The organism is Sphingomonas sp., assembly GCF_035317925.1.
In the GTDB taxonomy this organism is placed as follows: Bacteria; Pseudomonadota; Alphaproteobacteria; order Sphingomonadales; family Sphingomonadaceae; genus Sphingomonas_I.
Window position 1 is genome coordinate 1 of sequence record NZ_DATHFV010000068.1, and the last position, 25,116, is coordinate 25,116.

A 25,116-nucleotide genomic window follows, 5' to 3' on the forward strand; every position below is an offset into this window, starting at 1 on the left:
CATCACGCCGTCCTCCGCCAGCAGCGAGCGGCATTTGGCGATATAAGTCCGGAAATGGGCCGGTCCGACATGTTCGTACATGCCCACCGAGACGATTCGATCGAACTTGCCGGTGACCTTGCGGTAATCGATCAGCTCGAACTTCACCTTGTCGGCGACGCCGGCTTTTTCGGCCCGCTCGCGCGCGAGCTTGAGCTGCTCCTCGGACAAAGTGATGCCGAGTACTTCGACCCCGAATTTCTCGTGCAGGTAGAGCGCCATGCCGCCCCAGCCGCAGCCGATGTCGAGCACCTTCAGGCCGGGCTTCAAATAGAGCTTCGACGCAATATGCGCCTTCTTGTCGACCTGCGCCTGCTCAAGGCTGTTGGCCGGATCGGTAAAGTAAGCGCAGCTATATTGGCGATCGGGATCGAGGAAGAGGTCGTAGAGCGTCGCCGACAGATCATAGTGATGGGCGACGTTCTTCTTCGACCGCCGCTCCTGGTTATAGGTGCGCAGCCAGCCGAACGGATCGCCCAGGATGCGCGATTTGGCCTCGAGATTGCTCTTGTCGCTGCGCAGTTCGAAGCGATTGTTCCAGGTGACGAGGTCGAGCAGCGCGTGGATGTCGCCCTGCTCCATCACCAGCCGGCCATCCATATAGGCCTCGCCCGCGCCGAGCGAGGGCGCCATCACGATCTTGCGCGGGGTCGACCGGTCGGTGAAGCGGACATGGACGGGATCGCGCCCGGGATAGGGCGTTCCGTAGCGGTAGAGCTTGCCACCCGCATCGGTGACAATCATTTCGCCTTGCTTGATGAGTTTCTTAAAAGCCCGATCGAACAGTAGCATAGGTCGTATCTAACGCCTCTTTATACGCCTGCCAGTGCTTTTTCGGCAGCTTCCCTGTCCTTTTGCGCGCGGCTCTTCTTTTCGGCCGCGGTCTTGAGCTGGCCGCAGGCCGCGTCGATGTCGCGCCCGCGCGGCGTGCGCACCGGCGCGGAGATGCCGCCTTCGAAGATGATGTTCGAAAAGCTGCGGATCCGGTCGGGATCCGAACATTCGTAGGCCGCGCCCGGCCAGGGATTGAACGGGATCAGATTCACCTTGGCGGGCAGCTTGTGCTTCCGGAGCAGGCGGACCAGTTCGCGCGCATCCTCGTCGCTGTCGTTGCGGCCCTTCAGCATCACATATTCGAAGGTGATGCGGCGCGCATTGTTGGCGCCGGGATAGGCCGCACAGGCGGCGAGCAATTCCTCGATGCCGTATTTCTTGTTGAGCGGGACCAGTTCGTCGCGCACCTCCTTGGTCACGCCGTGGAGCGAGACCGCAAGGTTGACGCCAATCTCTTCGCCCGCACGCGCCATCATCGGGACCACCCCGCTCGTCGACAATGTGATGCGCCGCTTGGACAACGCCAGGCCGTCGCCGTCCATAACAAGCTTTAGTGCGTCGCGAACATTATCGAAATTGTAGAGCGGCTCGCCCATGCCCATCATCACGATGTTGGTGAGGAGGCGTCCTTCGGGCTGACTCGGCCATTCGCCGAGCGCGTCGCGCGCGAGCATGACCTGGCCGACAATCTCGCCCGCGGTCAGGTTGCGCACCAGCCGCATCGTGCCGGTGTGGCAGAAGGTGCAGGTCAACGTGCAGCCTACCTGGCTCGACACACACAGCGTGCCGCGATCCGCGTCGGGGATGAACACCATCTCGTAATCGTGGCCGTCGGGCGACCGGAGCAGCCATTTGCGCGTGCCGTCGCTCGACACCTGGCCCTCGACCACGTCCGGCCGGCCGATCACGAAATGCTCGGCGAGCCATGGGTGCATCGTCTTCGAAATATCGGTCATGACCCCGAAATCGGTCGCGCCGCGATTGTAGATCCAGTGCCAGAGCTGCTTGGCGCGCAGCTTGGCCTGCTTGGGATCGAGCCCGGCCTCGGCCAACAGGCCGCGCAACTCGTCCTTCGATCGGCCGAGCAGATCGCGGCGGCCATCGGCGCGCACGACCGGGTCGCGCGGCACCGGCACCGGATCGATATGACCGGGAATGGGCATGGGAACGTTCATGAGAGGCGCTTACCTAGTCGAAAGAGCGCGATTTTTCTAGACCTTGATCGATCCAGGCTGAATCAGCCTGGATCGTGAATCAAGGTCTCAACTATTTGAATGGAGCCTGATTCACGTCATCAGCGGAAGCGCGCAGCGCTTCCACAGATAACGATCAGGCTCCAGTGGCTACCGCATTGCGGCAATCGCCGCGGCATCGATCGCGCTCGGCGCGCCCGCGAGCAGGTAATGATGCCGGAAGCGTCGGCCCTTGGGTGACGTGCCGATTATCGTCAGCGTCTCGCCCTCGCGCATCGCCGCGACGATCCGGCGGCTGGCGCGGGGATCGGCGCGCGCATCCTCGCCCGAGACCGCCAGATCGAATTGCAGCCCGCCGATCGTCAGCATCGCCGCGCGCGCGGGGCGGCCGAGACGCGCCTGAACCAGCAGAGTCGGGCCCGCCACCGCGATGCTGACCGAGGGATGGTCGGAACGCTCGGCGGCCTGCGAAATCGCGAAACATTGCTTCGGCTCGTCGCAAAAGGCGGCCCATGTGGCAAACGTGCCAACCGTCTCGCGCGCAGCCAAAGGCGCGGCGAACAGCCACAACAGAAGGGCGAAAGGACGGAACCGCATGGCTTCTCCATCCTCCGCCACATTCCTGCCCGCAACCTAAACCTCACCTGACCGAGCCATTCAGAGTGCTGCAATGCAGCGGGGCGCTTTGCCCGCCGCCCCGCCCTCGGGGGAGCAGGCGGAAAAAAAGCAAATGGAGTGTAATCATGTCTAAGTTGTTCATCGCCGCCCTCGTCGCCTCGACCGCGATCGCCGCCCCCGCTTTCGCGCAGGACACGGATACCGCCACGACCTTCACCGGTGCCCATATCGAGGCGATCGGCGGCTGGGATCGCGTCCAGGGCCAGGAGCGCCATGACAATGGCGCGCTCTACGGCGTTAACGCCGGCTACGATCTCCAGCGCGGCAATGTCGTGTTCGGCGTCGAGGGCGAAGCCAGCGATTCGACCCAGAAGAAGGAGCTCGGCGCCGTGACCCAAAAGGCCTCGCGCGATCTCTATGCCGGCGGCCGCGTCGGTTACGTCGTCGGCGGCAACAATCTGCTCTACGTCAAGGCGGGCTATACCAACGCCCGCTTCACCGTCGACGGCACCGCCACCGGGGTTAACCTCGCCGACGGCAATCTCAGCGGTGCGCGCGTCGGTGCGGGCATCGAGCATCAGCTCGGCAGCCGTGCGTTCGTGAAGACCGAATATCGCTACTCGAATTACGAGCAGGGCGTCTCGCGCAACCAGCTGCTCGCCGGCGTCGGTCTGCGCTTCTAAGTCGCGCCGATTCCGACTTGTCCACAGGAAGAGGGGCTGGGCCGCGTGTCCGGCCCCTTTTTCATGGCCTTCCCTCTGGCCAGCCCGGTAAGCCGCGTTATAGTGGTTGCCCAAAATCTGCCGGGACCGGGGAACAACATGAAGGCGACGATCGAACGTGCGATCCTGCTCAAGGCGCTGGGCCACATCCAGTCGGTCGTTGAGCGCCGCAACACGATTCCGATCCTGTCGAACGTGCTGATCGAGGCATCCGAGGGCGGTCTTCGCCTGATGGCGACCGACCTCGATCTGCAGGTGGTCGAGACGATCGAGGCGCAGGTGGAGACGCCGGGCGCGACCACCGTCGCCGCACACACCTTGTTCGACATCGCCCGCAAGATGGCCGAGGGCAGCCAGGTCCAGCTCACCGCCGCCGAAGGCAAGATGGGCGTCGTTGCGGGCCGCGCGCGCTTCAGCCTGCAGACGCTGCCGCGCGAGGATTTCCCGGTGATCGCAGAGGGCGAACTGCCGACCCGCTTCGACCTGCCCGCCGAAACCTTGAAGCAGATCATCGACAAGACGCGCTTCGCCATCTCAACCGAAGAGACGCGTTATTATCTGAACGGCATCTTCCTGCACGTATCGGACGACGCGACCCCGGTGCTGAAGGCCGCTGCCACCGACGGCCACCGCCTTGCCCGCGTCACCGTGCCGCGGCCAGATGGCGCCGAGGGCATGCCCGACGTGATCATCCCGCGGAAATGCGTGGGTGAGCTGCGCAAGTTGCTCGACGAGGTCGACGGTTCGGTCGAGGTGTCGCTGTCGCCGACCAAGATCCGCTTCGGCCTGGGCACCGCGATCCTGACATCGAAGCTGATCGACGGCACCTTCCCCGATTATTCGCGCGTCATCCCGACCGGGAATGACAAACTGCTCAAGATCGATCCGCGCAGCTTCGAGGAGGGTGTCGACCGCGTCGCCACGATCGCCAGCGAGAAGACGCGCGCGGTCAAGATGAGCCTCGACAAGGACAAGATCACGCTCTCGGTCACCAGTCCCGAGAACGGCACCGCCGCCGAGGAAGTGCCCGGCGACTATAGTTCGGCGAGCTTCGATATCGGCTTCAACGCACGTTACCTGCTCGACATCCTCGGCCAGATCGACGGCGACACGGTCGAGGTACATCTCGCCGACGCCGCCGCGCCGACTTTGATCCGCGAGAACGACAAGGCACCGGCACTCTACGTGCTGATGCCCATGCGGGTGTGACGCCGGACGATCTCGGCATCTATAATTACCGGCGGCTCTCGCCGACGCTGACCACGTCCGGTCAGCCTGACGAAGCGCAATTCGCCGCCCTGCGTGACGCCGGCGTCAAAACCGTGATCAATCTCGCGCTCACCAACAGCCCGCGTGCCTTGCCCGACGAAGCGGCGACGCTGGCGACGCTGGGCCTGCGCTATCTCCACATCCCGGTCGACTTCAGCGCGCCGACCGAAGCGGATTTCGAGGCTTTCACCACCGCGATGGACGAGCTCGGCGACGCGCCGGTCCATGTCCATTGCGCCGCTAACTGGCGCGTCTCGGCATTTCTCTATCGCTATCGCGTCGAGCGGCTCGGCTGGTCCGAGGAGAAGGCCCGGCCCGATATCGACGCCATCTGGGCGCCCGATCCGGTCTGGCAAAACTTCCTCGCGCGGGGCTAGGCCGGCGGCTAGCGAAGGCGGATGGCCGCGCTGACCCGCCTCGCCCTTACCGATTTCCGCAACCATGCGGAGGCCCTGATCGCGCCCGGCGAAGGATTCGTCATCCTCGCCGGCGAGAATGGGGCGGGGAAGACCAACATCCTGGAAGCCGTGTCGTTGCTGACGCCGGGACGCGGCCTGCGCGGCGCGACCTTGTCTGAAATGGCGCGGAGCGACGGGCCGGGCGGGTTCGCGATCAGTGCGCGGCTGGGCAGCGACGTCGATCTGGGCACCGGCACGCTCGCGACCGCGCCCGAAAGGCGACAGGTGCGGATCAACGGCGCGGACAAATCCGCCGCCGCCTTGGGTGAGTGGCTGTCGGTCTTGTGGCTGACCCCGGCGATGGACCGATTGTTCCTCGAAAGCGCGGGCGGCAGGCGTCGTTTCCTCGACCGGCTCGTGCTCGCGCGCGAACCTGGCCATGCCGCGCATTCGAACCGCTACGAGGCCGCGACCCGCGCACGCAACAAATTGCTGGCCGAGCCCGATGGCGCCGACCCCGCCTGGCTTGCCGCGCTCGAAGCCGGGATGGCCGAGCATGGCGCGGCCATCGCCGAGGCGCGCGACCGCATCGTCGCGGCGCTGAGCGAACGGCTCGCGACACAGCCGCAGGGGCCGTTCGCGCGCGCCGGCATCACGCTGACCGGCTGGACGCCCGCGGCGGAGGATGCGCAGGCCGCGCTCGCCGCCGAATTGCGGGGCGGGCGCGGCCGCGATGCCGCCGCCGGACGCGCGCTCGCCGGACCGCACCGGTCCGACCTCGCCGTCACGCATCTCGACAAGACGATGCCCGCCGAACTCTGCTCGACCGGCGAGCAGAAGGCGTTGCTGCTCGGCATCATCCTCGCGCATGCCGATCTGATCGCCGAAGCGCGTGGGCAGCGTCCGATCCTGCTGCTCGACGAGGTGGCCGCACATCTCGATCCGTCGCGGCGCGCAGCCCTGTTCGCGCGGCTTGCGGCGGCGGGCGGGCAAAGCTGGATGACGGGGACGGAGGCCGATCTGTTTCGCGACGTGGGCACCGCGACCCGGCTTATGATCGGCGATGGCGAGATCGGGACGGAAATGTGATCGCGCGTCCGCCACGGCCGTCCTGAGCGGCCGTAGCGGGTGCGGAGGACATTAGCGCGCGGTGAGACGGTTGTTGCTGTCGCGCTCGGCCAGCGCACGCTGCAGGTTGGCGTTGGGAATCCTGGCGAGCGCGTCCTTCACGCAGGCCCGCTGATCAACCCTGAGCGGCGTATTGCAGAGTTCGCCGGCGCGCTGCTCGACACGGGTGAGCAGGGTAGCGCGCCCGGAAGCGGTGTTCGTGTCCAGATCGGTGTAGTAGAGGTGATAGCTGTCATCGCCGACCTTCCAGGCGTGGGCCTTGGGGGCGGCTGCGAGCGGTGAAGCCAGCGCAGCGAGGGCGGCGAAAGTGATGATGGTCTTGATCATGGCGTCATTCCTTTTCGCGAGGCGGCGGGAGTGCCACGGCGCCATTCGGAATGGCCTGGATCCGACTTGATCGAGAGGATGAGCAGCTTTCGAAAAGCTGATGATTGCCCGACGAAATGCCGACCATCGGGGTTTTGGAGGTTTTTTCCGGGCTTGATACGCGTTTCGCGCACGCTTCCGCTTGATTAGAGCGCAGCCGCGCCGCGATAGCGGGGCGGCGATGACCACGCCGTTCCTCAACCCTCGTCGGGAGATTCCCGACGGCATGCGTTTTACCGAATGGCGCGCGGCGGACGGCTGGCCGCTGCGTTCCTATGCCTGGCCGCAGCCGGGCACGGCGCGCGGCAGCATGCTGTTCCTGACCGGGCGCGGCGACTTCATCGAGAAATATCTGGAAGTGCTGATCCACTGGCACGGTTTGGGCTGGAACATCGCCGGCTTCGACTGGCGCGGCCAGGGTGGATCGGGCCGGATGCTGGCCGATCCTTTGATCTGCCACCAGACCGATTTCGATCCCCTCGTTGACGACCTGACCAGCTTCGTTGATCGCTGGATCGCGGAAACGTCCGCGCCGCATGTGATCGTCGCGCATTCGATGGGCGCGCACCTCACCTTGCGGATGCTCGCACGCCGGCCGGAAGGGATCGACGCCGCCGTGCTCGCCTCGCCGATGATCGGCATCCGCATCAAGGGCGTGCCGATCTGGCTGGTGGGCGGGCTATCCCGCGCCGCGACCTTGATCGGGCTGGCCGAGCGCCGCATTTCAGGGCGCGATATCGGCGATGTTGGCGAGCGCATGACGTCCTGCCCCGATCGCCGCGCCGACAAGCTCTGGTGGAAGGCGACCAAGCCCGAAATCGCGTCGGGCGTGCCGAGCTGGGGCTGGGTCCGCGCCGCCTTCGCTTCGATCGCGCGGCTGCCGGATACGGTGCTCGCCGTGATCCGGACGCCGATCCTGCTGGTGGCGGCGCGCGGCGACCCGATCGTCGACGTGGCCGCGATCGAGCATGCCGCCGCATTGCTGCCCAACGCCGAACTCACGATCATCGACGGCGGCGGCCACGAGATCATGCGCGAGGCCGACGATCGGCGGCTGCCGGTGGTGGCGCGGATCGATTCCTTCCTCGCTTTGACGAGTTAAGCTAGAAAGCGGCGCGCGCCGACGCGCGGCGCGACAAGGGGGTGTGCTTGGGAGCAAGCGACGCGGAGCCGATCGACCTGGCGCACACGCCCGATTTCATTCTCGGGCGGCTGAATGTGCGGCCTGCAGTGCGCCAGCTGATCCGCCACGACGGCGCGGAGGAGGTGCTTGAGCCGCGCGTGATGCAGGTGCTGCTCGCTTTGGTGCGCGCCGAGGGCGGTATCGTCACCCGCGATGAACTTACATCGTCCTGCTGGGATGACCGTGTGGTCGGCGAAGATGCGATCAACCGCGTCATCTCGCGCCTGCGCCGCTCGGCCGAGGGAATCGGTGCGGGCTCTTTCCGAATCGAGACGATCACCAAGGTCGGCTATCGCCTGATCCGCGGCGACAGCGCGCCCCGCGCCGCCGCGCCCGCCCCAGCCCCCGCTCCAGCCCCGCGCCATTCCCTTTCGCGCCGTGCAGTGGTCGGCGGTGCGGTGGCGGTCGTGGGAGGCGTTGCGGCAAGCGGCCTGCTTTTCTGGCGGCATGCGCGCAAACGCCCGTCCCAGCATGTCCAGGATTTGATGGTCGCCGGTCTCGCAGCGCTCGGCCAGTCAACCAACGATGGCGAACTTCAGGCGCGCGGGATGTTCCGGCGCGTGACCCAGATCGCGCCCGATTATGCGCCCGGCTGGGGCGCGCTGGCGATGCTATACTCGGTCGAGGCACATTATTACCCACCCGGGGAAGGCGAGGCTTCACGGGCTCGGACGCGCGAGATCAGCGCGCGCGCACTCGCGCTCGACCCCGACGAAAGCTATGCCCGGGCCGCGCAGTCCAACCTGCTTCCCTTCAACCGCTGGCTGGCGATGGAGCCCGTGCTGCGCGACGGGCTGAAACGCGACCCCGATAATATGGTGCTGCTCCAATGGCTCGGCCGCCTGCTCGCCCGGGTCGGGCGGATGGGGGAGGCTGCCGACGCGCTCGAACGCGCGGTCGCGGCGCAGGAGGGATCGGCGATCAACATCTTCGACCTGATGATCTGGCAATGGGCGGCTGGGCGTCTCGAAGATGCCGATCAGACGGTTGAGCGCGGCCTGCAGCTTTTCCCGCGCAATTTCGCGGTGTGGTTCGGCGCCTTCTACATCAAGCTTTTCACCGGGCGTCTCGACGAGGCGATCGCGATGGCGCAGGACCTCGAAAACCGCCCCGCTTCGGTGGGCAATGGCGAGGTCGACGGCGTGCTGGCGGTGGCGCAGGCCTTACGCTCGCACGATCCGGCGGCGATCGACGCCCAGACCGACATCTGGCTGGGCAAGGCGCATCAGGCGGCCGGCTATGCCGAGAATGCGATGCAATTCCTCGCCACCTTTGGCCGCAAGGATGAGGCGTTTGCGGTAATCGACGCCTATTTCCTCGATCGCGGCTGGTCGGTCCCCTCGCTCCGTTTCCCGAACGGGCAAGGGTCCTTCACCTATTTGCCGGATCGGCGAACCAACTACCTGTTCGAGCCGTCGCTGCGGTCACTGTGGCATGATCCACGGTTCGATGCGCTGCTCGATGCTGTGGGCCTTACCCGTTACTGGCACGAAAGCGGCACCCAGCCCGACTATCGGAAGGCCTGAGGGGCAATTTGCCTGTGGATTAAGGCCCATTTTGCTTGGGTTTTGCGGCTCGAATCCCTATATCCTCACTATGGCAATATCCCAAGAATCCGAAGATTACGGCGCCTCGTCGATCAAGGTGCTGAAAGGCCTCGATGCCGTCCGCAAGCGGCCCGGCATGTATATCGGCGATACCGACGACGGTTCGGGCCTCCACCATATGGTGTTCGAGGTCTCCGACAACGCGATCGACGAGGCGCTGGCGGGCCATTGCGACAAGATCGTGATCACGCTCAACCCCGACGGATCGGTCTCGGTCGAAGATAATGGCCGCGGCATCCCGACCGGCATCCACGCCGAGGAAGGCGTGTCGGCGGCCGAGGTCATCATGACCCAGCTCCACGCCGGCGGTAAGTTCGAAAACACCTCCGACGACAATGCCTACAAGGTTTCGGGCGGTCTCCACGGCGTCGGCGTTTCGGTCGTCAACGCGCTCAGCGAATTCCTCGACCTGACGATCTGGCGCGACGGCGAAGAACATTACATGCGCTTCGCCCATGGCGACGCGGTCGCCCCGCTCAAGGTCGTCGGCACCGCCGCGCCGGGCAAGAAGGGCACGCGCGTCACCTTCCTGCCGAGCCCCGCCACCTTCAAGATCCTCGAATTCGATTTCGAGAAATTGGAGCATCGCTATCGCGAGCTGGCTTTCCTCAATTCGGGCGTGCGCATCTTCCTGGTCGATGCGCGCCATTCCGAGCGGGTCGAGCATGAATTGTTCTACGAGGGCGGGATCGCCGCGTTCGTGAAGTATCTCGACCGCACCAAGGCGCCGCTCTTCCCCGATCCGATCTCGGTCAGCGGCCAGCGCGACGATATCGGCATCGAAGTCGCGCTCGAATGGAACGATAGCTATTACGAGCAGACGCTCTGCTTCACCAACAACATCCCCCAGCGCGACGGCGGCACGCACCTCGCCGCGTTCCGCGCGGCGCTGACCCGCACGCTCAACAATTATGCCGAGAAATCCGGCATGATGAAGCGCGAGAAGGTATCGCTGACGGGCGACGACATGCGCGAGGGCCTGACCGCGATCGTCTCGGTCAAATTGCCCGATCCCAAATTCGGATCGCAGACCAAGGACAAGCTCGTCTCGTCCGAGGTGCGCCAGCCGCTCGAAAGCCTGATGGCGGACAAGCTCGCCGAATGGCTTGAGGAAAATCCGGCGCATGCACGCTCGATCATCACCAAGATCATCGACGCCGCCGCCGCGCGCGAAGCCGCGCGCAAGGCGCGCGAAGCCAGCCGCAAGAGCGTGATGGGCATCGCCTCGCTGCCGGGCAAGCTCGCCGACTGCCAGGAGCGCGATCCGGCCAAGTGCGAATTGTATCTGGTCGAGGGCGACTCGGCCGGCGGTTCCGCCAAGCAGGGGCGTGATCGCAACATCCAGGCGATCCTGCCGCTCAAGGGCAAGATCCTGAATGTCGAGCGCGCGCGCTTCGATCGCATGCTCTCGTCCAAGGAAGTCGGCACGCTCATCCAGGCGATGGGCACCGGCATCGGCCGCGACGATTTCAACATTGAGAAGCTGCGCTATCACAAGATCGTGATCATGACGGACGCCGACGTCGACGGCGCGCATATCCGAACCTTGCTGCTGACCTTCTTCTACCGGCACATGCCGGAGATCATCGAGCGTGGGCATCTCTACATCGCCCAGCCACCGCTCTTCAAAGTCACCAAGAGCCGCTCGGAAACCTATCTCAAGGATCAGAATGCGCTCGACGCCTATCTGCTCGACAACGGCCTGTCGGGCGCGATGCTCGAAGGCGCGGGCGGCCAGCGTTCGGGCAACGATCTGCGTACGATGGTCGAGCATGCCCAACGCATGCAGCGGCTGATGGCCTATGTGCCGCGCCGCTATGCGCCCGATCTGATCGAGGCGCTGGCTTTGGCGGGCGCGTTCGATCCGAAGTTGACCGATCGCGGCAGCGTGTCCGCGGCCGTTGCCGGCTGGCTCGGCCGCGCCGATCCGGAGGCCAAGTGGGAGGTCGAGCCGACCACCGACGGCGGCTATCATGCCCGCCGCTTCTGGCGCGGCGTGACCGACCATCATGTCGTCGACACGGGCTTCGTCCAGTCGGCCGAGGCGCGCAAGCTGCACGGCCTCGCCACCGAGCATACCGAATCCTATGTCTCGGTCGCCCGGCTGGTGCCGATCGGCAAGGTCGAAGTGGAGGAGCCCGAGGGTGACGACGCTCCGGTCGTCGACAGCAAGGGCGTCAAGCTGATCACGCGCCCGTCCGAATTGCTGGAGGCGGTGCTCGCCGCCGGCCGCAAGGGCACCGCGATCGCGCGCTACAAGGGTCTCGGCGAAATGAATGCCGAGCAGCTGTGGGAAACCACGCTCGATCCATCCAACCGCTCGATGCTCAAGGTCGAGGTCAGCCAGGCCGACGTCGCCGACGAGATCTTCACGCGGCTGATGGGCGACGTGGTCGAACCGCGTCGCGAATTCATCCAGGAAAACGCGCTGAACGTCGCCAATCTCGACGTTTAGTCGGGCGCGCCGCTGGTCGAAGGAGTGATTCGATGACCCGTGGCTGGCCCGATCTGGCATCGATCGAACTCGATCCAACTATAGAGGCGCTACACCTCTGGTCGCAGGTGGTGGGCAAGGTCCGCCTGATGATGACGCCGTGGGAAAATCACGGCTGGCACGTTCCGCTCTACGTGTCGGCTCGCGGACTCACCACCGGACTCATCCCCACCGTCGGCCGCTCCTTCGCGATCGAATTCGACTTCGTCGCCAGCAGACTGGACCTGCGGGCGACTGATGGCGCCCACGCCAGCGTGGCGCTGCGTGCGCAGAGCGTGTGCGACTTTTACGAGGCGACGATGGCGGCGCTGGCAGCCATCGGGATCGCGGTGCGGATCGATCGAATGCCGTGCGAAATCCCCGATGCGGTGCCGTTTCAAGAGGACATCAGGTTGCGCGCCTATGTGCCGGCGGTGGCGGCGACCTATTGGCGGGCCTTGGTCGAGGTGCGTCGCGTATTCCAGCTTTTCCGGACCAGTTTCGTGGGCAAATGCAGCCCAATCCATCTATTCTGGGGCGCCTTCGATCTCGCGATAACGCGCTTTTCGGGCCGCACCGCACCGCCCCATCCCGGCGGGGCTCCGAACATGCCCGACGCGGTCGCGCGCGAGGCTTATTGCTGGGAGGTGTCGAGCGCCGGCTTTTGGCCGGGCTTCGGCACCGGCCCGAGCTTCTACAGCTACGCTTATCCCGTCCCCGCCGGATTCGGGCAGGCGCCGGTGAAGCCGTCCGGCGCCGCCTTCGATCCGGCGCTGGGCGAATTCCTGCTGCCTTATTCCACGGTGATTGCCAGCGCCGACCCGGACCAGGCGCTGCTTCAGTTCCTGGAGAGCACATACGAGGCGGCCGCCAATCTGGGCGAATGGGATCGCGCCCATCTCGAGCGGGCGCCCGGATCAATCGGTCGCCCGCCCCAAGGAAGTTGACGCCCGGCATCGTCGCGGGTGACATGCACGCGGCTTCGGCGGGATCAGCGCCGACGGCCTGGAATGACGTTTTGAACTACGGGGGAATCGCATGATCGGACGCGCCGCAACTTTCGCTCTTGCGGCATTGGCGACCGCGCCACTCGGCGCGACGCATCCGATCGGGCCCGACGATTATGCGCGTGTCGCCCAGGTCGGCGATCCGCGGATCGATCCTTCGGGCCAATGGGTGGCTTACACCGTCGAAACGACCGACGTCACCGCCGACAAGCATGTCACGCATCTGTGGATGACGCGCTGGGACGGCAGCCGCACGATCCAGCTCACCGGCCGCGACGGCGAGAGCGAGAGCAGCCCGCGCTTCAGCCCGGACGGGCGCTGGATCGCCTTCATCTCGGGGCGCGGCGACGATCATGACGACGACCAGCTGTGGCTGATGGACCGCGCCGGCGGCGAGGGCGTGAAGCTGCCCGGCATCACCGGATCGGTGGTCGACCTCGCCTGGTCACCCGATTCCAAAACGATCGCATTGATCGTCGAGGATCCCGATCCCGACGAGAAAGCCAATGCCGCCGCCGAGGCGGTGACGACCGCGCCCACCAAGCCCGACGCAGCGACGCCGCCCGAAGTGGCGAAGCCCGTGGCTGAGGCCAAAGCCGGTGGCGACAAGGACGAGAAGAAACCCAAACCGATCGTGATCGATCGCTTTCGCCTCATGCAGGATGTCGACGGCTTTCAGGGCAAGCAACGCAAGCGCCTATGGCTCTACGATCTCGCCACGCACACAGCGCGCCGCCTCACCACTGGCCTGTACGATGAAGTGCTACCGGCCTGGTCGCCCGACGGGACGCGCATCGCCTTCACCTCCAAGCCCGGTCCCGATCCCGACCGCACCTATGACAGTAACCTCTACATGGTGAGCGTCGGCGCGGCGCCCGCCGAAGCGCGCGCGCTCACCACCTTCAAGGGCGCGGACCAAGACGAGGATTGGGGCAGCTATCCCGCCTGGTCGCCCGACGGAAAACACATCGCCTACCTTCAGGGCGGGCCGGTCGAACTCTTCTCCTACGGCGTGCGCACGCTCGCTTTGGTATCCGCCATCGGCGGCGCGCCGACCCTGTTGACACCGACCCTCGACCGCAACGTCACCAATCCCTTCTGGTCGAAGGACGGCCGCACGATCGGCTTCACGGTCGAGGATGACGGCACCGATAGGCTGGCGGAGGTCGTGGCCAGCGGCGGTCGGATCCGGCCGCTCGCGGGCGATCCGCTCGCCGCGATCACCACGCCAACGGGCGTCGCCGGCAAGGTCGCCTTCCTGATGGCGACGAGCGAGGCGCCCGACGAAGTCTTCGTGCTCGACGGCGGCAAGCCGCGCCAGCTCAGCCACCAGAATGACGCCTGGTTGAAGGAGGTCGCGGTCGCACCGGTCGCGCGCACCAGCTTCAGGGGCAAGGACGGCACCGAGATCCACGGCTTCCTCGTCACGCCGCCCAGCGCCCGGCCTGGCGCGCCGCTGCCGACCATTCTGTTCAACCATGGCGGTCCGCAATCGCAGTTCACTGCCGCGAGCAGCGGCTGGTGGATGCAGTGGCAGATCTTCGCCGCCGCGGGCTATGCGGTGGTATCCTCCAACCCGCGCGGCAGCACCGGGCGCGGCGAGGCCTTCGCCAAGGCGCTCTACGCCGATTGGGGTGGCCCGGCCGTGCCCGACGCGCTGGCGGCGGTCGATGACGCGGTCGCCCGCGGCATCGCCGATCGGAAGCGCCTCTATGTCGGCGGCTGGTCCTATGGGGGCATGCTCACCAATTATCTGATCGCGTCCGACACCCGCTTCCGCGCGGCCGTCACCGGTGCGTCGATCAGCAACATCCTCGCCGGTTATGGCACGGACGAGTATGTTCGTGACTATGAGATGGAGCTGGGCCAGCCGTGGCAGCACATGGATGTGTGGCTGCGCAACTCCTATCCCTTCTATCACAACGATCGGATCGTCACGCCGACCCTGTTCATGGTCGGCGACAAGGACATGAACGTGCCGATGCTCAACTCGGAGCAGATGTATCAGGCGCTCAAGAGCCGCGGCGTGGACAGCGAACTCGTCATTTATCCCGGCCAGTTTCACGGCTTTACCCGGCCGAGCTTCCTCAAGGACCGGATGGAGCGCTGGCTCGCCTGGTACCGGGCGCACTGAATGAGCACGCCGTCCCCCGCCGCACCGCTCAAGAAGGTGCTGGTCCTGTCCTATCTGAACTATCGCAATTTCGGCGATCGGCTGGGCTATCATGTCGTCAACACGGTGCTGCCCGCGAATGCGCTGGTGACGCATCTGCCGCTCAACGCGCCGGCCTTTCCGGAGGAGCCGTTCGATCTGCTGATCCTCGGCGTGGGGCACAGCCTCAATGCGCCCTCGATCGCACGGCCCGAAATCCAGCGGCTGGTCGAGACCACGCCGAAAACGCTCGGCATTTTCGGCACGCAATACTCCTATCAATATCGCGAGTTGATCGACCCTTCCTTGTTCGAATCCTTGCTCGATCGGATGACGACCTGGTGGGCGCGCAACCGATCGGACGTGGAGACGTTCGGCGGCGGGCGCGCCAATGTCCGCCATCTCGGCGACTGGCTGATCTCCGCCTTCCCGATGGCGACACCGCGGCTCGACAAGATCCTCACGGTCGGCCCGGAGGTGGTCGACAAGGAAGTGCCGCTCGACCGTGTGATTCAGCGGATTCAGGCCTATCGCCAGGTTTCGAGCGCGCGCATCCACCCCTTGCTGTGCGCGCTCACCAGCGCCGAGCAGGTCCGTTTCCAAGAACAGCGCGAGGCGTTCGGCCGCAAGACCGAATCGGGCAAGTTCGCGACGATGCTGACCGACATATTCGGCCGCAGCTTCGACGAGGATGTCTTCTTCCCGGTCGATCGCGACGCGGTGCTGCGGTACAAATTGATGGTCGAGGCCAACATGTCCGAGCTGCGCGGCCAGATCCGCGCCTTGCTGGAGCTCTGAACGACCGAAAGACGGCGGCCCATATCCGCCAACGCGCCGAGGAGAGGGAAATATGACCAGATCGCTGAAAATTGCCATCGTGGCTTTACTCGCTACCACCCCGCTCATGGCCTCCGCCGCCCCGCTGCCGCCCGCGATCGCCAAGGCCGCCGCCGATCCCGCGCGCGCCGATCAGGCCAAGGACGATGCCCGCCGCCACGGCCCCGAAATCCTTGCGTTCGCGGGCGTGAAACCGGGCGACAAAGTGATCGATCTGATCCCCGGCGCGGCGTACTGGACGCGGCTCTTCTCGAAGACGGTCGGGCCCAAAGGCCATGTCTACGGCATCTGGCCCAAGCCCTATGCCGGCGAGGCCGGGCGCGACGTCCAGCTCTATGGCGGGCTCGCCAAGAACGGCTATCCCAACACGTCGGTGGCGGTCGAACCCGCGACCGAGCTGACCGCGCCGGAGAAGGTCGATCTGATTTTCACCTCGCAAAATTATCACGATTATCCCGACAAGTTCATGGGCTCGATCGATCCGTCGGTATTCAACAAAGCTGCCTATGCGGCGCTCAAACCCGGCGGCGTCCTGCTGATCGTCGACCATCAGGCGGCGGCCGGATCGGGCATGCGCGATACCGACACGCTCCATCGCATCGACGGCGCGATCGTGAAAAAGCAGGTCGCCGCCGCGGGCTTCCGCTTCGTCGGCGAAAGCAAATTGCTCGCCAACCCCGACGACGATCACGCCAAGGCCGTATTCGACAAGAGCATCCGCGGCCGCACCGATCAGTTCATCTACAAATTCCGCAAGCCGGGGTGATCGGCAGCGGCGCATATTTGCCGAGTCCCGCTGGCTTATGAAGCCATTCGGGCCGTGCGTATCCTGAGCGTCGCGACGAGGCCCGCGCTCTGCCAATCGTGGGACAGTTCCCCACCGAGCTGGCTCGTCACGCTGCGGACGATCATCTTGCTGCCGAAACCCTGCAATTCAGGCTCCGCAATGATCTCGGGACCACCGGTCTCCGCCCACACGAGATAGAGGAAATCCTCCTCCAGCCGCCCGGAGATGTCGAGCATCCCGTCGGTCGACGAAAGCGCCCCATGCTTGACCGAGTTCGTCGCGAGTTCGTGAAACACCATCGCCAATGAGCTCGCGGTTCGCTCACCGACGCCCATGCGCGGAACGGCGACCCGGATTCGCCCGGCGAAGGCTGCGGTTTCGTCATAGGGTGCCAGCAGAACCGCGATCAGATCACCCAGCAACGCAGCCTTCCCCTGTTCCCCCGGAATTGGGCGGACCAGGTCGTGCGCGCGGCCAAGCGCGGATAATCTTTGGGTCAACTCGCTGGTCATGTCCGCGATGGAGGCGACCGAGCGTGAGGTGAGCTGAGTGAGGCTCGCCGCCACCGCAAGCAAGTTCTTGACCCGGTGACTCATCTCTCCCGCCAGAAGTTCGTGCCCCTCTTCGGCCTGCTTGCGTCCGGTCACATCCAGAAAGACACCGAACATCATACGATCCACGATCCCGGCGTCCGCGCCCTGACCGCGCGCGGAAATCCATCGGATTTCGTCGCCGAGCATGATGCGGAAATCGATCTCGTAGGAACCTGCCACCGAACGGGTCGCGATGAACGCCGCCCGGACGCGATCCCGGTCGGCGGGATGGATATGTTCCGACAGCTCTTCGAAAGCGACGCTCACGGCTTCGGGAAGACCCCAAAGCTCGAATGCGCGTTCGTCCATCACAAAACTATTGTCGTCGACATTCCAGGACCACAAAGCCACGCAAGCCGCGTCGATGGCCAATCGAAGCTGTTCGGGGCTCCCGATGAACCCGCTCGATCCTGATGAAGCCAAGCTTCGATCCTTTGGTGGGCTCAATCTCAACCGTGAGCCACAAACGCGGGCGCGGCAATGTCTAAGCGGCGAGGCCCTGCGCGAGCCTAGATCGAAACCGGATCGAACACCGACCAGCCCGTCCGCTGCGCCAGCCTTTCCAGCGCCACCATCCCCAGCTGGGAATTGCCGCTCGTATTGATCCCCGGCGACCAGACCGCGATCGAGGCGTGCCCCGGCGCGATCGCGAGGATTCCGCCGCCGACGCCGGACTTGCCCGGCAGGCCGACGCGGAAGGCGAATTCGCCGGATCCGTCATAATGGCCGCAGGTCAGCATCAGCGCGTTGATGCGGCGCGCGCGTTCGGGCGAAATGACACGCTTGCCCGTTTCCGGATTGACGCCCCGTGCCATCAGGTAGCGCCCCGCCAGCGCCAGTTGGCGGCAGCTCATCGCGATCGCGCAATGGTGGAAATAGACGCCGAGCGTGAGATCGACCGGATTGTTGAGATTGTCGAACGCGCGCATGTAATTGGCGAGCGCGGCATTGCGGAAACCCGTTTCCTGTTCGGCGCGCGCGACCGCTTCGTCGATATAGATCGCCTCGTCGCCCGCCAGCCCGCGCACGAAGCGCAAGATCTCGCCGATCGCCTCGCGCGGCTGGTGGCCGGCGAGGATCATGTCCGAGACGACGATTGCACCGGCGTTGATGAAGGGATTGCGCGGCACGCCCTGCTCGCTTTCGAGCTGGACGATCGAGTTGAACGAAGTGCCAGACGGCTCGCGCCCGACCCGGTCCCAGATGCGGTCGCCGACCCGGCCCAAGGCCAGAGTCAGCGTGAACACCTTCGACACGCTCTGGATCGAGAAGGGCATGTCGGCATCGCCTGCCACGTGGCAGGCGCCATCAGCGGTCACCACCGCCAGACCGAAATGTGCCGGATCGACCCCCGCCAGCGGCGCGATATAATCGGCGACGCGGCCGCGATCGGTCGCTTGCGCCATCTCGGCGGCAATCTCCGCCACGATAGATCCGATATCGGTCATCGTCTTCCCATAGCAGCCCGTCGCAACGACATGCTTGAAGCGATGGCATTCGTCCATTCACAGCCTAAGGGAAGACCATGACCGATATGATCCGCATCGCCACCAACGCCATGAGCGCGGAGTTCAGCACGTTGGGCGCAGAGATGCGCGTCTTGCGCGACGAGGCCGGGCGCGATCTGCTATCGGACGGCCCGCTCGCTTTCTGGACCGGGCGCGCGCCCTTCCTGTTCCCGATCGTGGGCGCGGTGAATTGCGATTCGATCCATATCGACGGCGCGGCCTATCCGATGGACAAGCACGGCTTCGCGCGGAAGAGCGAGTTCACGGTGGTGGATCACCAATCCGACCGCGCCACCTTCCGCCTCGAGGCCGACACGGCGACGCGCGCGCATTATCCGTTCGATTTCCGGCTCGACATCAACTTCGCCACCGCCGGCGCGACGCTAACCGCCGAGGCGGTGCTGACCAACCTGGGCGACGTAGCACTGCCGGCGAGCTTCGGCTTCCACCCCGCTTTCCGCTGGCCTTTGCCGTGGGGCGGCGACCGCGCCGACCACCGCCTGGTCTTCGCCGAGCACGAGCCCGCGCCGGTCCGCCGGATCGACACCAAGACCGGGCTGGTCCTGCCCGATCCGCGCCCGACCCCGATCGAAGGCGACACGCTCGCCCCGCGCGACGATCTGTTCATTGAAGATGCGCTGATCTTCGACCGGCTGAATTCGCGCAAGGTCCGCTTTGGCGTGCCCGGCAATCGCGGACTTGAGGTGGATTTCGCGAACATGCCTTTGCTCGGCGTGTGGACCAAACCGGGCGCGCCCTTCCTGTGCATCGAACCGTGGCAGGGCCTCGCCGATCCGGTCGGCTATGATGGCGATTTCCGCGCCAAGCCTTATGTGGTCGAGGTTGCGCCCAGGGCCGAACGCCGCTTCGCGATTGCGATCACGCTTTCGGCCTGAGACGGGCGCAGGTCAGTACGGTCCTGATCGCAGGTGTAGTGGGGTTGTAGCACAGCGTGTTAAGATATAAGTCCGGCCCTCTTCGATGCCCGCTCCGCAAAGCCCTCCCGCGCCCGGGCGCGCCCGCCGCACCGGCCGCATGATCTTCCGCGTCGCCTTGTTCGGCTTCCTCGCCGCGCTGACCGCGCTCGTGATCGCGGTGCTGGTGACGATGGCGTCGTTGCCGGCGTTCGATTCCTTGCAGCGGCAGAAACCCAATGGCCAGACCGTCCGGGTCCATGCCGCCGACGGCTCTTTGCTGGTGTCGCTCGGGCCGAGCTACGGCGACTGGCTGGCTTACGACCGCATCCCGGCGACGATGCGCGACTCCATCGTCGCGGTCGAGGACCGGCGCTTCTACAGTCATATCGGCGTCGATCCGGTCGGCGTCGCGCGCATGTTGTGGGTCGCCAAGAAGCTGCACGATCAGGGCCGGCGCCTGCAGGGCGGATCGACCATCACGCAGCAGCTCGCGCGCAACCTCTTCCTCACCGACGCTTATTCCTATGGCCGCAAAATCCGCGAGGCGATCCTGGCGCTGGCGATGGAGCGCAAATATTCGAAGCAGCAGATCCTCGAACTCTATTTGAACCGCGTCTATTTCGGCGGCGGCGCTTACGGCGTGGACGCGGCCAGCCGCAAATTCTTCGGCCATCCCGGCGATCATATGAGCCTGGAGGAGGCGGCGATCGTCGCCGGCCTGGTCAAGGCGCCGTCCCACTATTCGCCGTCGGCCGACGCGCAGGCCGCGCGCGACCGCGCCAATGTGGTGCTGGAGGTGATGGTCGATGCCGGCGCGATCACGCCCGCGCAGGCGCAGGGCGCGCATCTCGAACAGGTCGTGTTCGCGCCCGAGCCCAAGCAGAACAGCGTCCGCTATTTCACCGACTGGGCGCTCGCCCAGCTCGATACCTTGATCGATGAGCAGAATGCCCCGCTCGACGTCTGGACCACGCTCGATCTGCGCATGCAGAAGGCGGCCGACGACGCGATCCGCGCCAATACGCCCGACGGCGCGCAGGGCGCGCTCGTCTCGATGGAGAATGACGGCGCGGTCCGGGCGATGGTCGGCGGCACCGATTATGTCTCGTCCATCTACAATCGCGCGACCCAGGCGGTGCGCCAACCCGGCTCCGCCTTCAAACTGTTCGTCTATCTGACCGCGCTCGAAGCGGGCGTGAAGCCGAGCGATCCGGTGACCGACGAGCCGGTCACGATCGACGGCTGGAGCCCGCGCAACAGTTCGCGCAAATTCCTCGGCCAGATCGACGTGCGCAACGCCTTCGCTTTCTCGATCAACACGGTCGCGGCCCAGCTCGGCCAGAAGGTCGGCTTCGACGCGGTTGCGGACATGGCGCACCGCTTCGGCATCTCGACCCCGATCAACACGCATCCGTCGATGGTGCTCGGCACCTCCGACGTGCGCCTGATCGAATTGACTCGCGCCTTCGCCGAGATTTCGAACAACGGCTCGGCGGTCACGCCTTACGGCATCGTCAAGGTCAGCACGACCGACGGTACTGTGCTCTACCAGCATCCGACCGAAGAGCCGCGCGTGCTGGTGCCGCCCGCCGTCGCCGCCGAGATGACCGATCTGCTGCAGACCGCGGTCAATACCGGCACCGCGCAGGCAGCCAAGATCGGCCGGCCGGTCGCGGGCAAGACCGGCACCACTTCATCGAGCAAGGATGGCTGGTTCCTCGGCTTCTCGTCGGGCCTGACCACCGGCGTGTGGATGGGCCGCGACGACGCCAAATCGCTGCCGGGTCTGCAGGGCGGGCGCAACCCGGCACGGGCCTTCTCCGCGATGATGCAGGTCGCGTTGAAGACGCGGCCGGTGCAGAATTTCCAGACCGAGGTCACACTTCCCGAGTGGCAGCTCGAGCCTGACGAGGAAGCTTATTATGGCGATCCCGATCAGGACATGACCGGCGACAATGAAGCCGCGCCGCAGGATGCGCAGGACCAGGCCGGTGCCGACGATACGGCGCCGCCGCCCGAAGAACAGCAGCCGGCCCCCGCGCCCGCACCGCGTAAGCCGCCCGCGGCGGAGAAGCCGGCGACGACCGGCGCACACTCGCCGCAGATCGACCAGAAATGGCTCGACAATGTGCTGAAGGACCAGCCCCGCCAGCCGCAGCCGCACCTATAGTCGTCATGCCAGCTTTTGCTGGCATCCCTCTCCCGGCAAACTACCGCCCGACCCGATGCATCGCCGCGCCGTGCGCCTTGAGCCAATCGCGTTCCACCTTGGGCGCCCGGCCGAGCAACGCTTCGACCGCCGCGTGGAATTCGGGGCCGTGATGCATGTGCAGGCGGTGCGCTACCTCATGCACCACGGTCGCCTCACGCACGGCGGGCGGCATCAGGATCAGGCGCCAGCTATAGGCGATATCGCCGCCCGCCGAGCAGCTGCCCCAGCGCGAACGCGGATCGCCGACACGCACCCGCCCGATCGTCACGCCCGCGCGTTCGGCGGCAGCGCGGGTTTCGGCATCCAGCCGCCGCGCCGCTTCCGCTTTCAGCCAGCGCAGCACGCGCGCCATCACCATCTCTTCGGGCCCGCCGACGATCAGCCGGTCGCCCTCGCGCCGCACGGTGCGCGACCCGCCCGAATCCCAGTCGATGGTCAGCGTCGCGCCTTCGAATGGAATCGTGCTGCCCGGCCCCATCTTTTCCGTGGCCGGCAATTTGGCGAGCGCCTTTTCGATCCAGGCGCGCTGACTCTCCGCCCATTTGAGCGCGGGGCCGAGCGCGGCGCGGCGCGGCAGGGTCAGCCGGATCGCGCCGTCGCGCGGATCGACCGCGAGCCGCATCCGCCGCGCGAGCGCGGAGCGCTTCACGGTCAGCTGGCGGGTATGTCCGCCTGCGGAAAAGGTCAGATCAGAGCTTTCGGTCGACAAGGTGATATTCGAGCTCGCCGGCTTCGGTTTCGGATACGGTCCAGCCGCGCGTCGACATGCCGGCTTCGTGGACCGTCTCGCGGCTGCCGCTGATCAGGTGATGCCACTCAGGCAAAGGCTGGCCCTCGAAGACTAGCCGGTAGGCGCAGGTCGAGGGCAGCCATTCCAGCTCGTGCAATTTGTCGGCGCTCAGCTGCACGCAATCGGGCACGAACGTCTTGCGGTTGGGATAATCGCGGCATTGCGCATTGCGCCGGTCGAGCAGGCGGCAGGCGACATTGGTCGGGAAGACCTCGCCGGTTTCCTCGTCCTCCAATTTGTGGAGGCAGCATTTGCCGCAGCCGTCGCAGAGCGATTCCCACTCGTCGCGGTTCATCTGCTTGAGCGTCTTGGTTTCCCAGAAACGGGTCATTGCACCCACTTCTCGAGATCGGCGACCACCGCGTCCGCATTGGCGTCCACGGGAAGCAATTCGATCGGCTTGCCGTCGGGTCCGAGCAGGATCGCGATGCGCGGATGATCCATCAAATAACCGGATGCGCCCTCGGGCGCCGGCTGCTTGCGGTAGGACACGGCATATTCCTTGGCGACCGCGGCGATCTGCGCGTCGCTGCCGGTCAGGCCGATCAGGCGCGGATAGAAAGCGCCGACGAACTGCTTGAGGATCGGCGGCGTGTCGCGCGCGGGATCGATGGTGACGAAGATCGGCTGGATCCTGGCCGACTTGGCGGGGTCCTTCTGGTCGAGCGTGCGCATCGCCTTGCCCAGCACCGCCATGTCGGTCGGGCAGGCATCGGGGCAGAAGGTGTAGCCGAAATAGAGGATGCGATATTTGCCCGCGAGCGCGTCGCTGGAGAACGGCTTGCCGTCCTGATCAGTCAGCGCGAACGGCCCGCCGATCGCGGCGCCCGCCAGTGGTGCGGGTTCGGCCGGCTTCTGCTGGCAGCCGGCGAGCAGCAGCGTCGCGCCGCCGACAATCGCGAGCCGGGCCAATGTCTTGTTCATGGTGCGCTTAGCCTTGCTTTGCTATCAGCCCGCTGACAAGCGCGTCGGCGCAGACAGGGAGTTTCGATATGGGTCTGAAGAGCGGCGTTTCCAGGGCGATGCTGTGCGGGATCATGCTCGCCTGTGCCGTGCCGGCCGCGGCGCAATTCTCCGACAGCTATAATTTCCTGAAGGCGGTGCGCGATTCCGACGGCGACAAGGCGATGGAATTTCTCAGCAAGCCCGGCGCGCCGGTGCTCAACACGCGCGATCCCGCCACGGGCGAGACCGCGCTCCATATCTCGGTCAAGGCGCATAACGACAATTGGGTCGGCTTCCTGCTCAACAAGGGCGCCAATGTCGAGATTCGCGACCGCGACGGCAACACCGCGCTGCACGACGCCGCCCTGTTCGCCGATCCGACCGCGATGGCCTATCTGATCGCCCTGAATGCAAAGGTGAACGCCACCAACAATCGCGGCGAAACGCCGCTGATCCTGGCGGTGCAACGCAGGGATCTGGGCCTCGCGCGTCAGCTGATCGATGCCGGCGCCGACCCCAAGATCGCGGATACGGTCGCGGGCAAGAGCGCGATCGATTACGCCAAGGACGATGCGCGCGGCGCGGCGATGGTCAAGCTGCTGCAAGAGGGCAAGACGGTCGAGAAGAAGGTCGTTTCCGGCCCCGTCCTGAACTGACCCCGCCGAAGGGGAAAACATAAAAAACACCGGAAACGAACTGATAGAAGCCGGCCTCAGTCCAGCCCCGCCAGGCCGGGATCGAGCGAGCCCAATAATCGCGTCGCCGCGCGCCGGGCGAAGCGCAACGTCTCGACCTTGCGCCGGGCCGCGTTGAGCGGGCGCAAGGCGGGTTCGCGCAGCATCTCCGCATCGTAACGGTCGGCGACGATCAGCCCGGCGATTTCGGGACGGAAATGCGCTTCCTCGAACGGCTCCAGCGCGAAGCCGGCGGGCACCGCCCAGCAGAAGCGATCGCAATAATCGAGATATTCGTGCCATTTGGCGTCGCCGCGCAGATCGGCGCGCGAGCATTTGATCTCGATGATCGTGATGCAGCCCTTGGCGTCGATCGCCATGATGTCGGCGCGGCGGCCATTGCCGAGCGGTACCTCGCAAATCCCGACCAGATCCTGCCGCCACAGCAAGCGCGACACGCCGCGCGCGACATCGGCCGCGATCAGCGGTCCGTCTTCGAAACAGTCGGGCAGGCTCGCCATGATTCGGAGAGATTAGAACAGGCCGGGAACGGATAAAAGCCCGCCGTATCACGCGCGGCGGCGTTGGACGTCCACTTCGCCGCCGGCGCGGGCACGCAAAACGGCATGGACTTGTTTGGCTTCGAGCATAAGACCCGGACTGGCATCGACCGCATGCAAAGCCGGCGGGTGCAGATCACCCGGTTCGAGCGGGAGACCCAGTCTTTCGCCCAGGTGCCGCGTCCCGCGCGCGGCGTCGGCGACCAGCCGGTCATAATCGACGAAGATCTGGCGTGTCTGCACCGCGGGCGGCGCTTCGAGCAGGGAAAGGTGCACCGCGATCCAGCTCTTCAGCCAATAATCT

At 65.6% G+C, this 25,116-nt stretch carries 25 protein-coding genes; 14 read left to right on the plus strand and 11 right to left on the minus strand.

The features are described from left to right. The 3 genes from VK533_RS05170 to VK533_RS05180 form a co-directional block, all read right to left on the minus strand. On the minus strand, positions 1-831 hold an 831-nt coding region (locus tag VK533_RS05170), incomplete at its 3' end, for a cyclopropane-fatty-acyl-phospholipid synthase family protein (protein WP_324375649.1). Positions 832-851: 20 nt separating this feature from the next. Beyond that, positions 852-2,048, minus strand: coding sequence for a 23S rRNA (adenine(2503)-C(2))-methyltransferase RlmN (gene rlmN, locus VK533_RS05175; protein ID WP_324375651.1), 1,197 nt, complete (start codon positions 2,046-2,048; stop codon positions 852-854). Between the two features lie 168 nt (positions 2,049-2,216). Next, complete coding sequence (locus tag VK533_RS05180) at positions 2,217-2,663, minus strand: hypothetical protein (protein WP_324375653.1); 447 nt, start codon at positions 2,661-2,663, stop codon at positions 2,217-2,219. 146 nt (positions 2,664-2,809) lie between these two features. Here VK533_RS05180 and VK533_RS05185 point away from each other — a divergent pair, with 146 nt between their 5' ends. From VK533_RS05185 to recF, 4 genes are all read left to right on the plus strand, one after another. Then, positions 2,810-3,367 carry a porin family protein gene (locus tag VK533_RS05185; protein WP_324375655.1) on the plus strand — a complete coding sequence of 186 codons (558 nt, stop codon included), beginning with the start codon at positions 2,810-2,812 and terminating at the stop codon, positions 3,365-3,367. 138 nt (positions 3,368-3,505) lie between these two features. After that, positions 3,506-4,615: a DNA polymerase III subunit beta gene (gene dnaN, locus VK533_RS05190; RefSeq protein WP_324375657.1), complete on the plus strand. Its 1,110-nt coding sequence runs from the start codon at positions 3,506-3,508 to the stop codon at positions 4,613-4,615. Next, positions 4,612-5,052, plus strand: a complete 441-nt coding sequence (locus VK533_RS05195) for a protein tyrosine phosphatase family protein (protein WP_324375659.1) — start codon at positions 4,612-4,614, stop codon at positions 5,050-5,052. The genes dnaN and VK533_RS05195 overlap by 4 nt, the downstream gene beginning before the upstream one ends. Before the next feature lie 21 nt (positions 5,053-5,073). After that, positions 5,074-6,162 (plus strand): DNA replication/repair protein RecF, encoded by a 1,089-nt coding sequence (gene recF / locus VK533_RS05200; protein WP_324375660.1) that lies wholly within the window; start codon positions 5,074-5,076, stop codon positions 6,160-6,162. Between the two features lie 51 nt (positions 6,163-6,213). On the opposite strand, the gene VK533_RS05205 is transcribed toward recF, so the two are convergent. Further along, a complete protein-coding gene (locus VK533_RS05205) occupies positions 6,214-6,528 on the minus strand; it encodes a UrcA family protein (protein WP_324375662.1) in 315 nt (104 codons plus the stop codon). A gap of 220 nt (positions 6,529-6,748) precedes the next feature. Here VK533_RS05205 and VK533_RS05210 point away from each other — a divergent pair, with 220 nt between their 5' ends. From VK533_RS05210 to VK533_RS05240, 7 genes are all read left to right on the plus strand, one after another. Beyond that, the gene (locus VK533_RS05210; protein ID WP_324375664.1) at positions 6,749-7,669 is read left to right on the plus strand and encodes an alpha/beta hydrolase; all 921 of its coding nucleotides are present in this window, start codon (positions 6,749-6,751) and stop codon (positions 7,667-7,669) included. A 47-nt stretch (positions 7,670-7,716) separates the two neighbouring features. After that, entirely contained in the window at positions 7,717-9,276 is a 1,560-nt protein-coding gene (locus VK533_RS05215; RefSeq protein ID WP_324375666.1) for a winged helix-turn-helix domain-containing protein, read from the plus strand. Positions 9,277-9,346: 70 nt separating this feature from the next. Further along, positions 9,347-11,812, plus strand: a complete 2,466-nt coding sequence (gene gyrB, locus VK533_RS05220) for a DNA topoisomerase (ATP-hydrolyzing) subunit B (RefSeq protein WP_324375668.1) — start codon at positions 9,347-9,349, stop codon at positions 11,810-11,812. 32 nt (positions 11,813-11,844) lie between these two features. Continuing rightward, complete coding sequence (locus VK533_RS05225; RefSeq protein ID WP_324375670.1) at positions 11,845-12,777, plus strand: DUF5996 family protein; 933 nt, start codon at positions 11,845-11,847, stop codon at positions 12,775-12,777. Between the two features lie 91 nt (positions 12,778-12,868). Continuing rightward, a complete protein-coding gene (locus VK533_RS05230; RefSeq protein WP_324375672.1) occupies positions 12,869-14,971 on the plus strand; it encodes a S9 family peptidase in 2,103 nt (700 codons plus the stop codon). Beyond that, positions 14,972-15,787, plus strand: a complete 816-nt coding sequence (locus VK533_RS05235) for a hypothetical protein (protein ID WP_324375674.1) — start codon at positions 14,972-14,974, stop codon at positions 15,785-15,787. A gap of 52 nt (positions 15,788-15,839) precedes the next feature. Continuing rightward, entirely contained in the window at positions 15,840-16,592 is a 753-nt protein-coding gene (locus VK533_RS05240; RefSeq protein WP_324375676.1) for a methyltransferase, read from the plus strand. A gap of 35 nt (positions 16,593-16,627) precedes the next feature. Here the strand turns inward: VK533_RS05240 and VK533_RS05245 are convergent, their stop codons facing one another. Next, on the minus strand, positions 16,628-17,578 hold the full coding sequence (locus VK533_RS05245; RefSeq protein ID WP_324375678.1) for a sensor histidine kinase: 951 nt from the start codon (positions 17,576-17,578) through the stop codon (positions 16,628-16,630). A 137-nt stretch (positions 17,579-17,715) separates the two neighbouring features. Next, on the minus strand, positions 17,716-18,654 hold the full coding sequence (locus VK533_RS05250) for a glutaminase (protein ID WP_324375680.1): 939 nt from the start codon (positions 18,652-18,654) through the stop codon (positions 17,716-17,718). A 77-nt stretch (positions 18,655-18,731) separates the two neighbouring features. Here VK533_RS05250 and VK533_RS05255 point away from each other — a divergent pair, with 77 nt between their 5' ends. Both VK533_RS05255 and VK533_RS05260 read left to right on the plus strand, forming a co-directional pair. Continuing rightward, entirely contained in the window at positions 18,732-19,610 is an 879-nt protein-coding gene (locus VK533_RS05255; RefSeq protein ID WP_324375682.1) for an aldose 1-epimerase family protein, read from the plus strand. Positions 19,611-19,695: 85 nt separating this feature from the next. Then, complete coding sequence (locus tag VK533_RS05260) at positions 19,696-21,801, plus strand: transglycosylase domain-containing protein (protein WP_414712281.1); 2,106 nt, start codon at positions 19,696-19,698, stop codon at positions 21,799-21,801. Positions 21,802-21,841: 40 nt separating this feature from the next. Here the strand turns inward: VK533_RS05260 and VK533_RS05265 are convergent, their stop codons facing one another. Genes VK533_RS05265 through VK533_RS05275 form a run of 3 tightly spaced genes read right to left on the minus strand, consistent with a single transcriptional unit; the run spans position 21,842 to position 23,557 of the window. After that, a complete protein-coding gene (locus VK533_RS05265) occupies positions 21,842-22,552 on the minus strand; it encodes a SprT family zinc-dependent metalloprotease (protein WP_324375684.1) in 711 nt (236 codons plus the stop codon). Next, positions 22,533-22,964, minus strand: a complete 432-nt coding sequence (locus tag VK533_RS05270; protein WP_324375686.1) for a YcgN family cysteine cluster protein — start codon at positions 22,962-22,964, stop codon at positions 22,533-22,535. Before VK533_RS05270 ends, VK533_RS05265 begins: the two co-directional genes overlap by 20 nt. Continuing rightward, complete coding sequence (locus tag VK533_RS05275; protein WP_324375688.1) at positions 22,961-23,557, minus strand: SCO family protein; 597 nt, start codon at positions 23,555-23,557, stop codon at positions 22,961-22,963. The genes VK533_RS05270 and VK533_RS05275 overlap by 4 nt, the downstream gene beginning before the upstream one ends. 68 nt (positions 23,558-23,625) lie before the next feature. Here VK533_RS05275 and VK533_RS05280 point away from each other — a divergent pair, with 68 nt between their 5' ends. After that, positions 23,626-24,234, plus strand: coding sequence for an ankyrin repeat domain-containing protein (locus VK533_RS05280; RefSeq protein ID WP_324375690.1), 609 nt, complete (start codon positions 23,626-23,628; stop codon positions 24,232-24,234). 56 nt (positions 24,235-24,290) lie between these two features. Here VK533_RS05280 and VK533_RS05285 read toward each other — a convergent pair whose 3' ends face one another. Together VK533_RS05285 and VK533_RS05290 are read right to left on the minus strand one after the other, a co-directional pair. Further along, positions 24,291-24,773, minus strand: coding sequence for an MmcB family DNA repair protein (locus VK533_RS05285; RefSeq protein ID WP_324375692.1), 483 nt, complete (start codon positions 24,771-24,773; stop codon positions 24,291-24,293). 48 nt (positions 24,774-24,821) lie between these two features. Beyond that, the coding region (locus VK533_RS05290) for a hypothetical protein (RefSeq protein WP_324375693.1) at positions 24,822-25,116 on the minus strand (295 nt) is incomplete at its 5' end.

Bases quoted from the DNA above. Each gene is read 5' to 3' on its own strand.
- VK533_RS05260 (WP_414712281.1), top strand. From the start codon at position 19,696: ATGCCCGCTCCGCAAAGCCCTCCCGCGCCCGGGCGCGCCCGCCGCACC.
- VK533_RS05210 (WP_324375664.1), top strand. From the start codon at position 6,749: ATGACCACGCCGTTCCTCAACCCTCGTCGGGAGATTCCCGACGGCATG.
- VK533_RS05235 (WP_324375674.1), top strand. From the start codon at position 14,972: ATGAGCACGCCGTCCCCCGCCGCACCGCTCAAGAAGGTGCTGGTCCTG.
- VK533_RS05250 (WP_324375680.1), bottom strand. From the start codon at position 18,654: ATGACCGATATCGGATCTATCGTGGCGGAGATTGCCGCCGAGATGGCG.
- VK533_RS05185 (WP_324375655.1), top strand. From the start codon at position 2,810: ATGTCTAAGTTGTTCATCGCCGCCCTCGTCGCCTCGACCGCGATCGCC.
- VK533_RS05275 (WP_324375688.1), bottom strand. From the start codon at position 23,557: ATGAACAAGACATTGGCCCGGCTCGCGATTGTCGGCGGCGCGACGCTG.
- rlmN (WP_324375651.1), bottom strand. From the start codon at position 2,048: ATGAACGTTCCCATGCCCATTCCCGGTCATATCGATCCGGTGCCGGTG.
- VK533_RS05255 (WP_324375682.1), top strand. From the start codon at position 18,732: ATGACCGATATGATCCGCATCGCCACCAACGCCATGAGCGCGGAGTTC.
- recF (WP_324375660.1), top strand. From the start codon at position 5,074: ATGGCCGCGCTGACCCGCCTCGCCCTTACCGATTTCCGCAACCATGCG.
- VK533_RS05180 (WP_324375653.1), bottom strand. From the start codon at position 2,663: ATGCGGTTCCGTCCTTTCGCCCTTCTGTTGTGGCTGTTCGCCGCGCCT.
- dnaN (WP_324375657.1), top strand. From the start codon at position 3,506: ATGAAGGCGACGATCGAACGTGCGATCCTGCTCAAGGCGCTGGGCCAC.
- VK533_RS05240 (WP_324375676.1), top strand. From the start codon at position 15,840: ATGACCAGATCGCTGAAAATTGCCATCGTGGCTTTACTCGCTACCACC.
- VK533_RS05205 (WP_324375662.1), bottom strand. From the start codon at position 6,528: ATGATCAAGACCATCATCACTTTCGCCGCCCTCGCTGCGCTGGCTTCA.
- VK533_RS05270 (WP_324375686.1), bottom strand. From the start codon at position 22,964: ATGACCCGTTTCTGGGAAACCAAGACGCTCAAGCAGATGAACCGCGAC.
- VK533_RS05280 (WP_324375690.1), top strand. From the start codon at position 23,626: ATGGGTCTGAAGAGCGGCGTTTCCAGGGCGATGCTGTGCGGGATCATG.
- VK533_RS05230 (WP_324375672.1), top strand. From the start codon at position 12,869: ATGATCGGACGCGCCGCAACTTTCGCTCTTGCGGCATTGGCGACCGCG.
- gyrB (WP_324375668.1), top strand. From the start codon at position 9,347: ATGGCAATATCCCAAGAATCCGAAGATTACGGCGCCTCGTCGATCAAG.
- VK533_RS05285 (WP_324375692.1), bottom strand. From the start codon at position 24,773: ATGGCGAGCCTGCCCGACTGTTTCGAAGACGGACCGCTGATCGCGGCC.
- VK533_RS05225 (WP_324375670.1), top strand. From the start codon at position 11,845: ATGACCCGTGGCTGGCCCGATCTGGCATCGATCGAACTCGATCCAACT.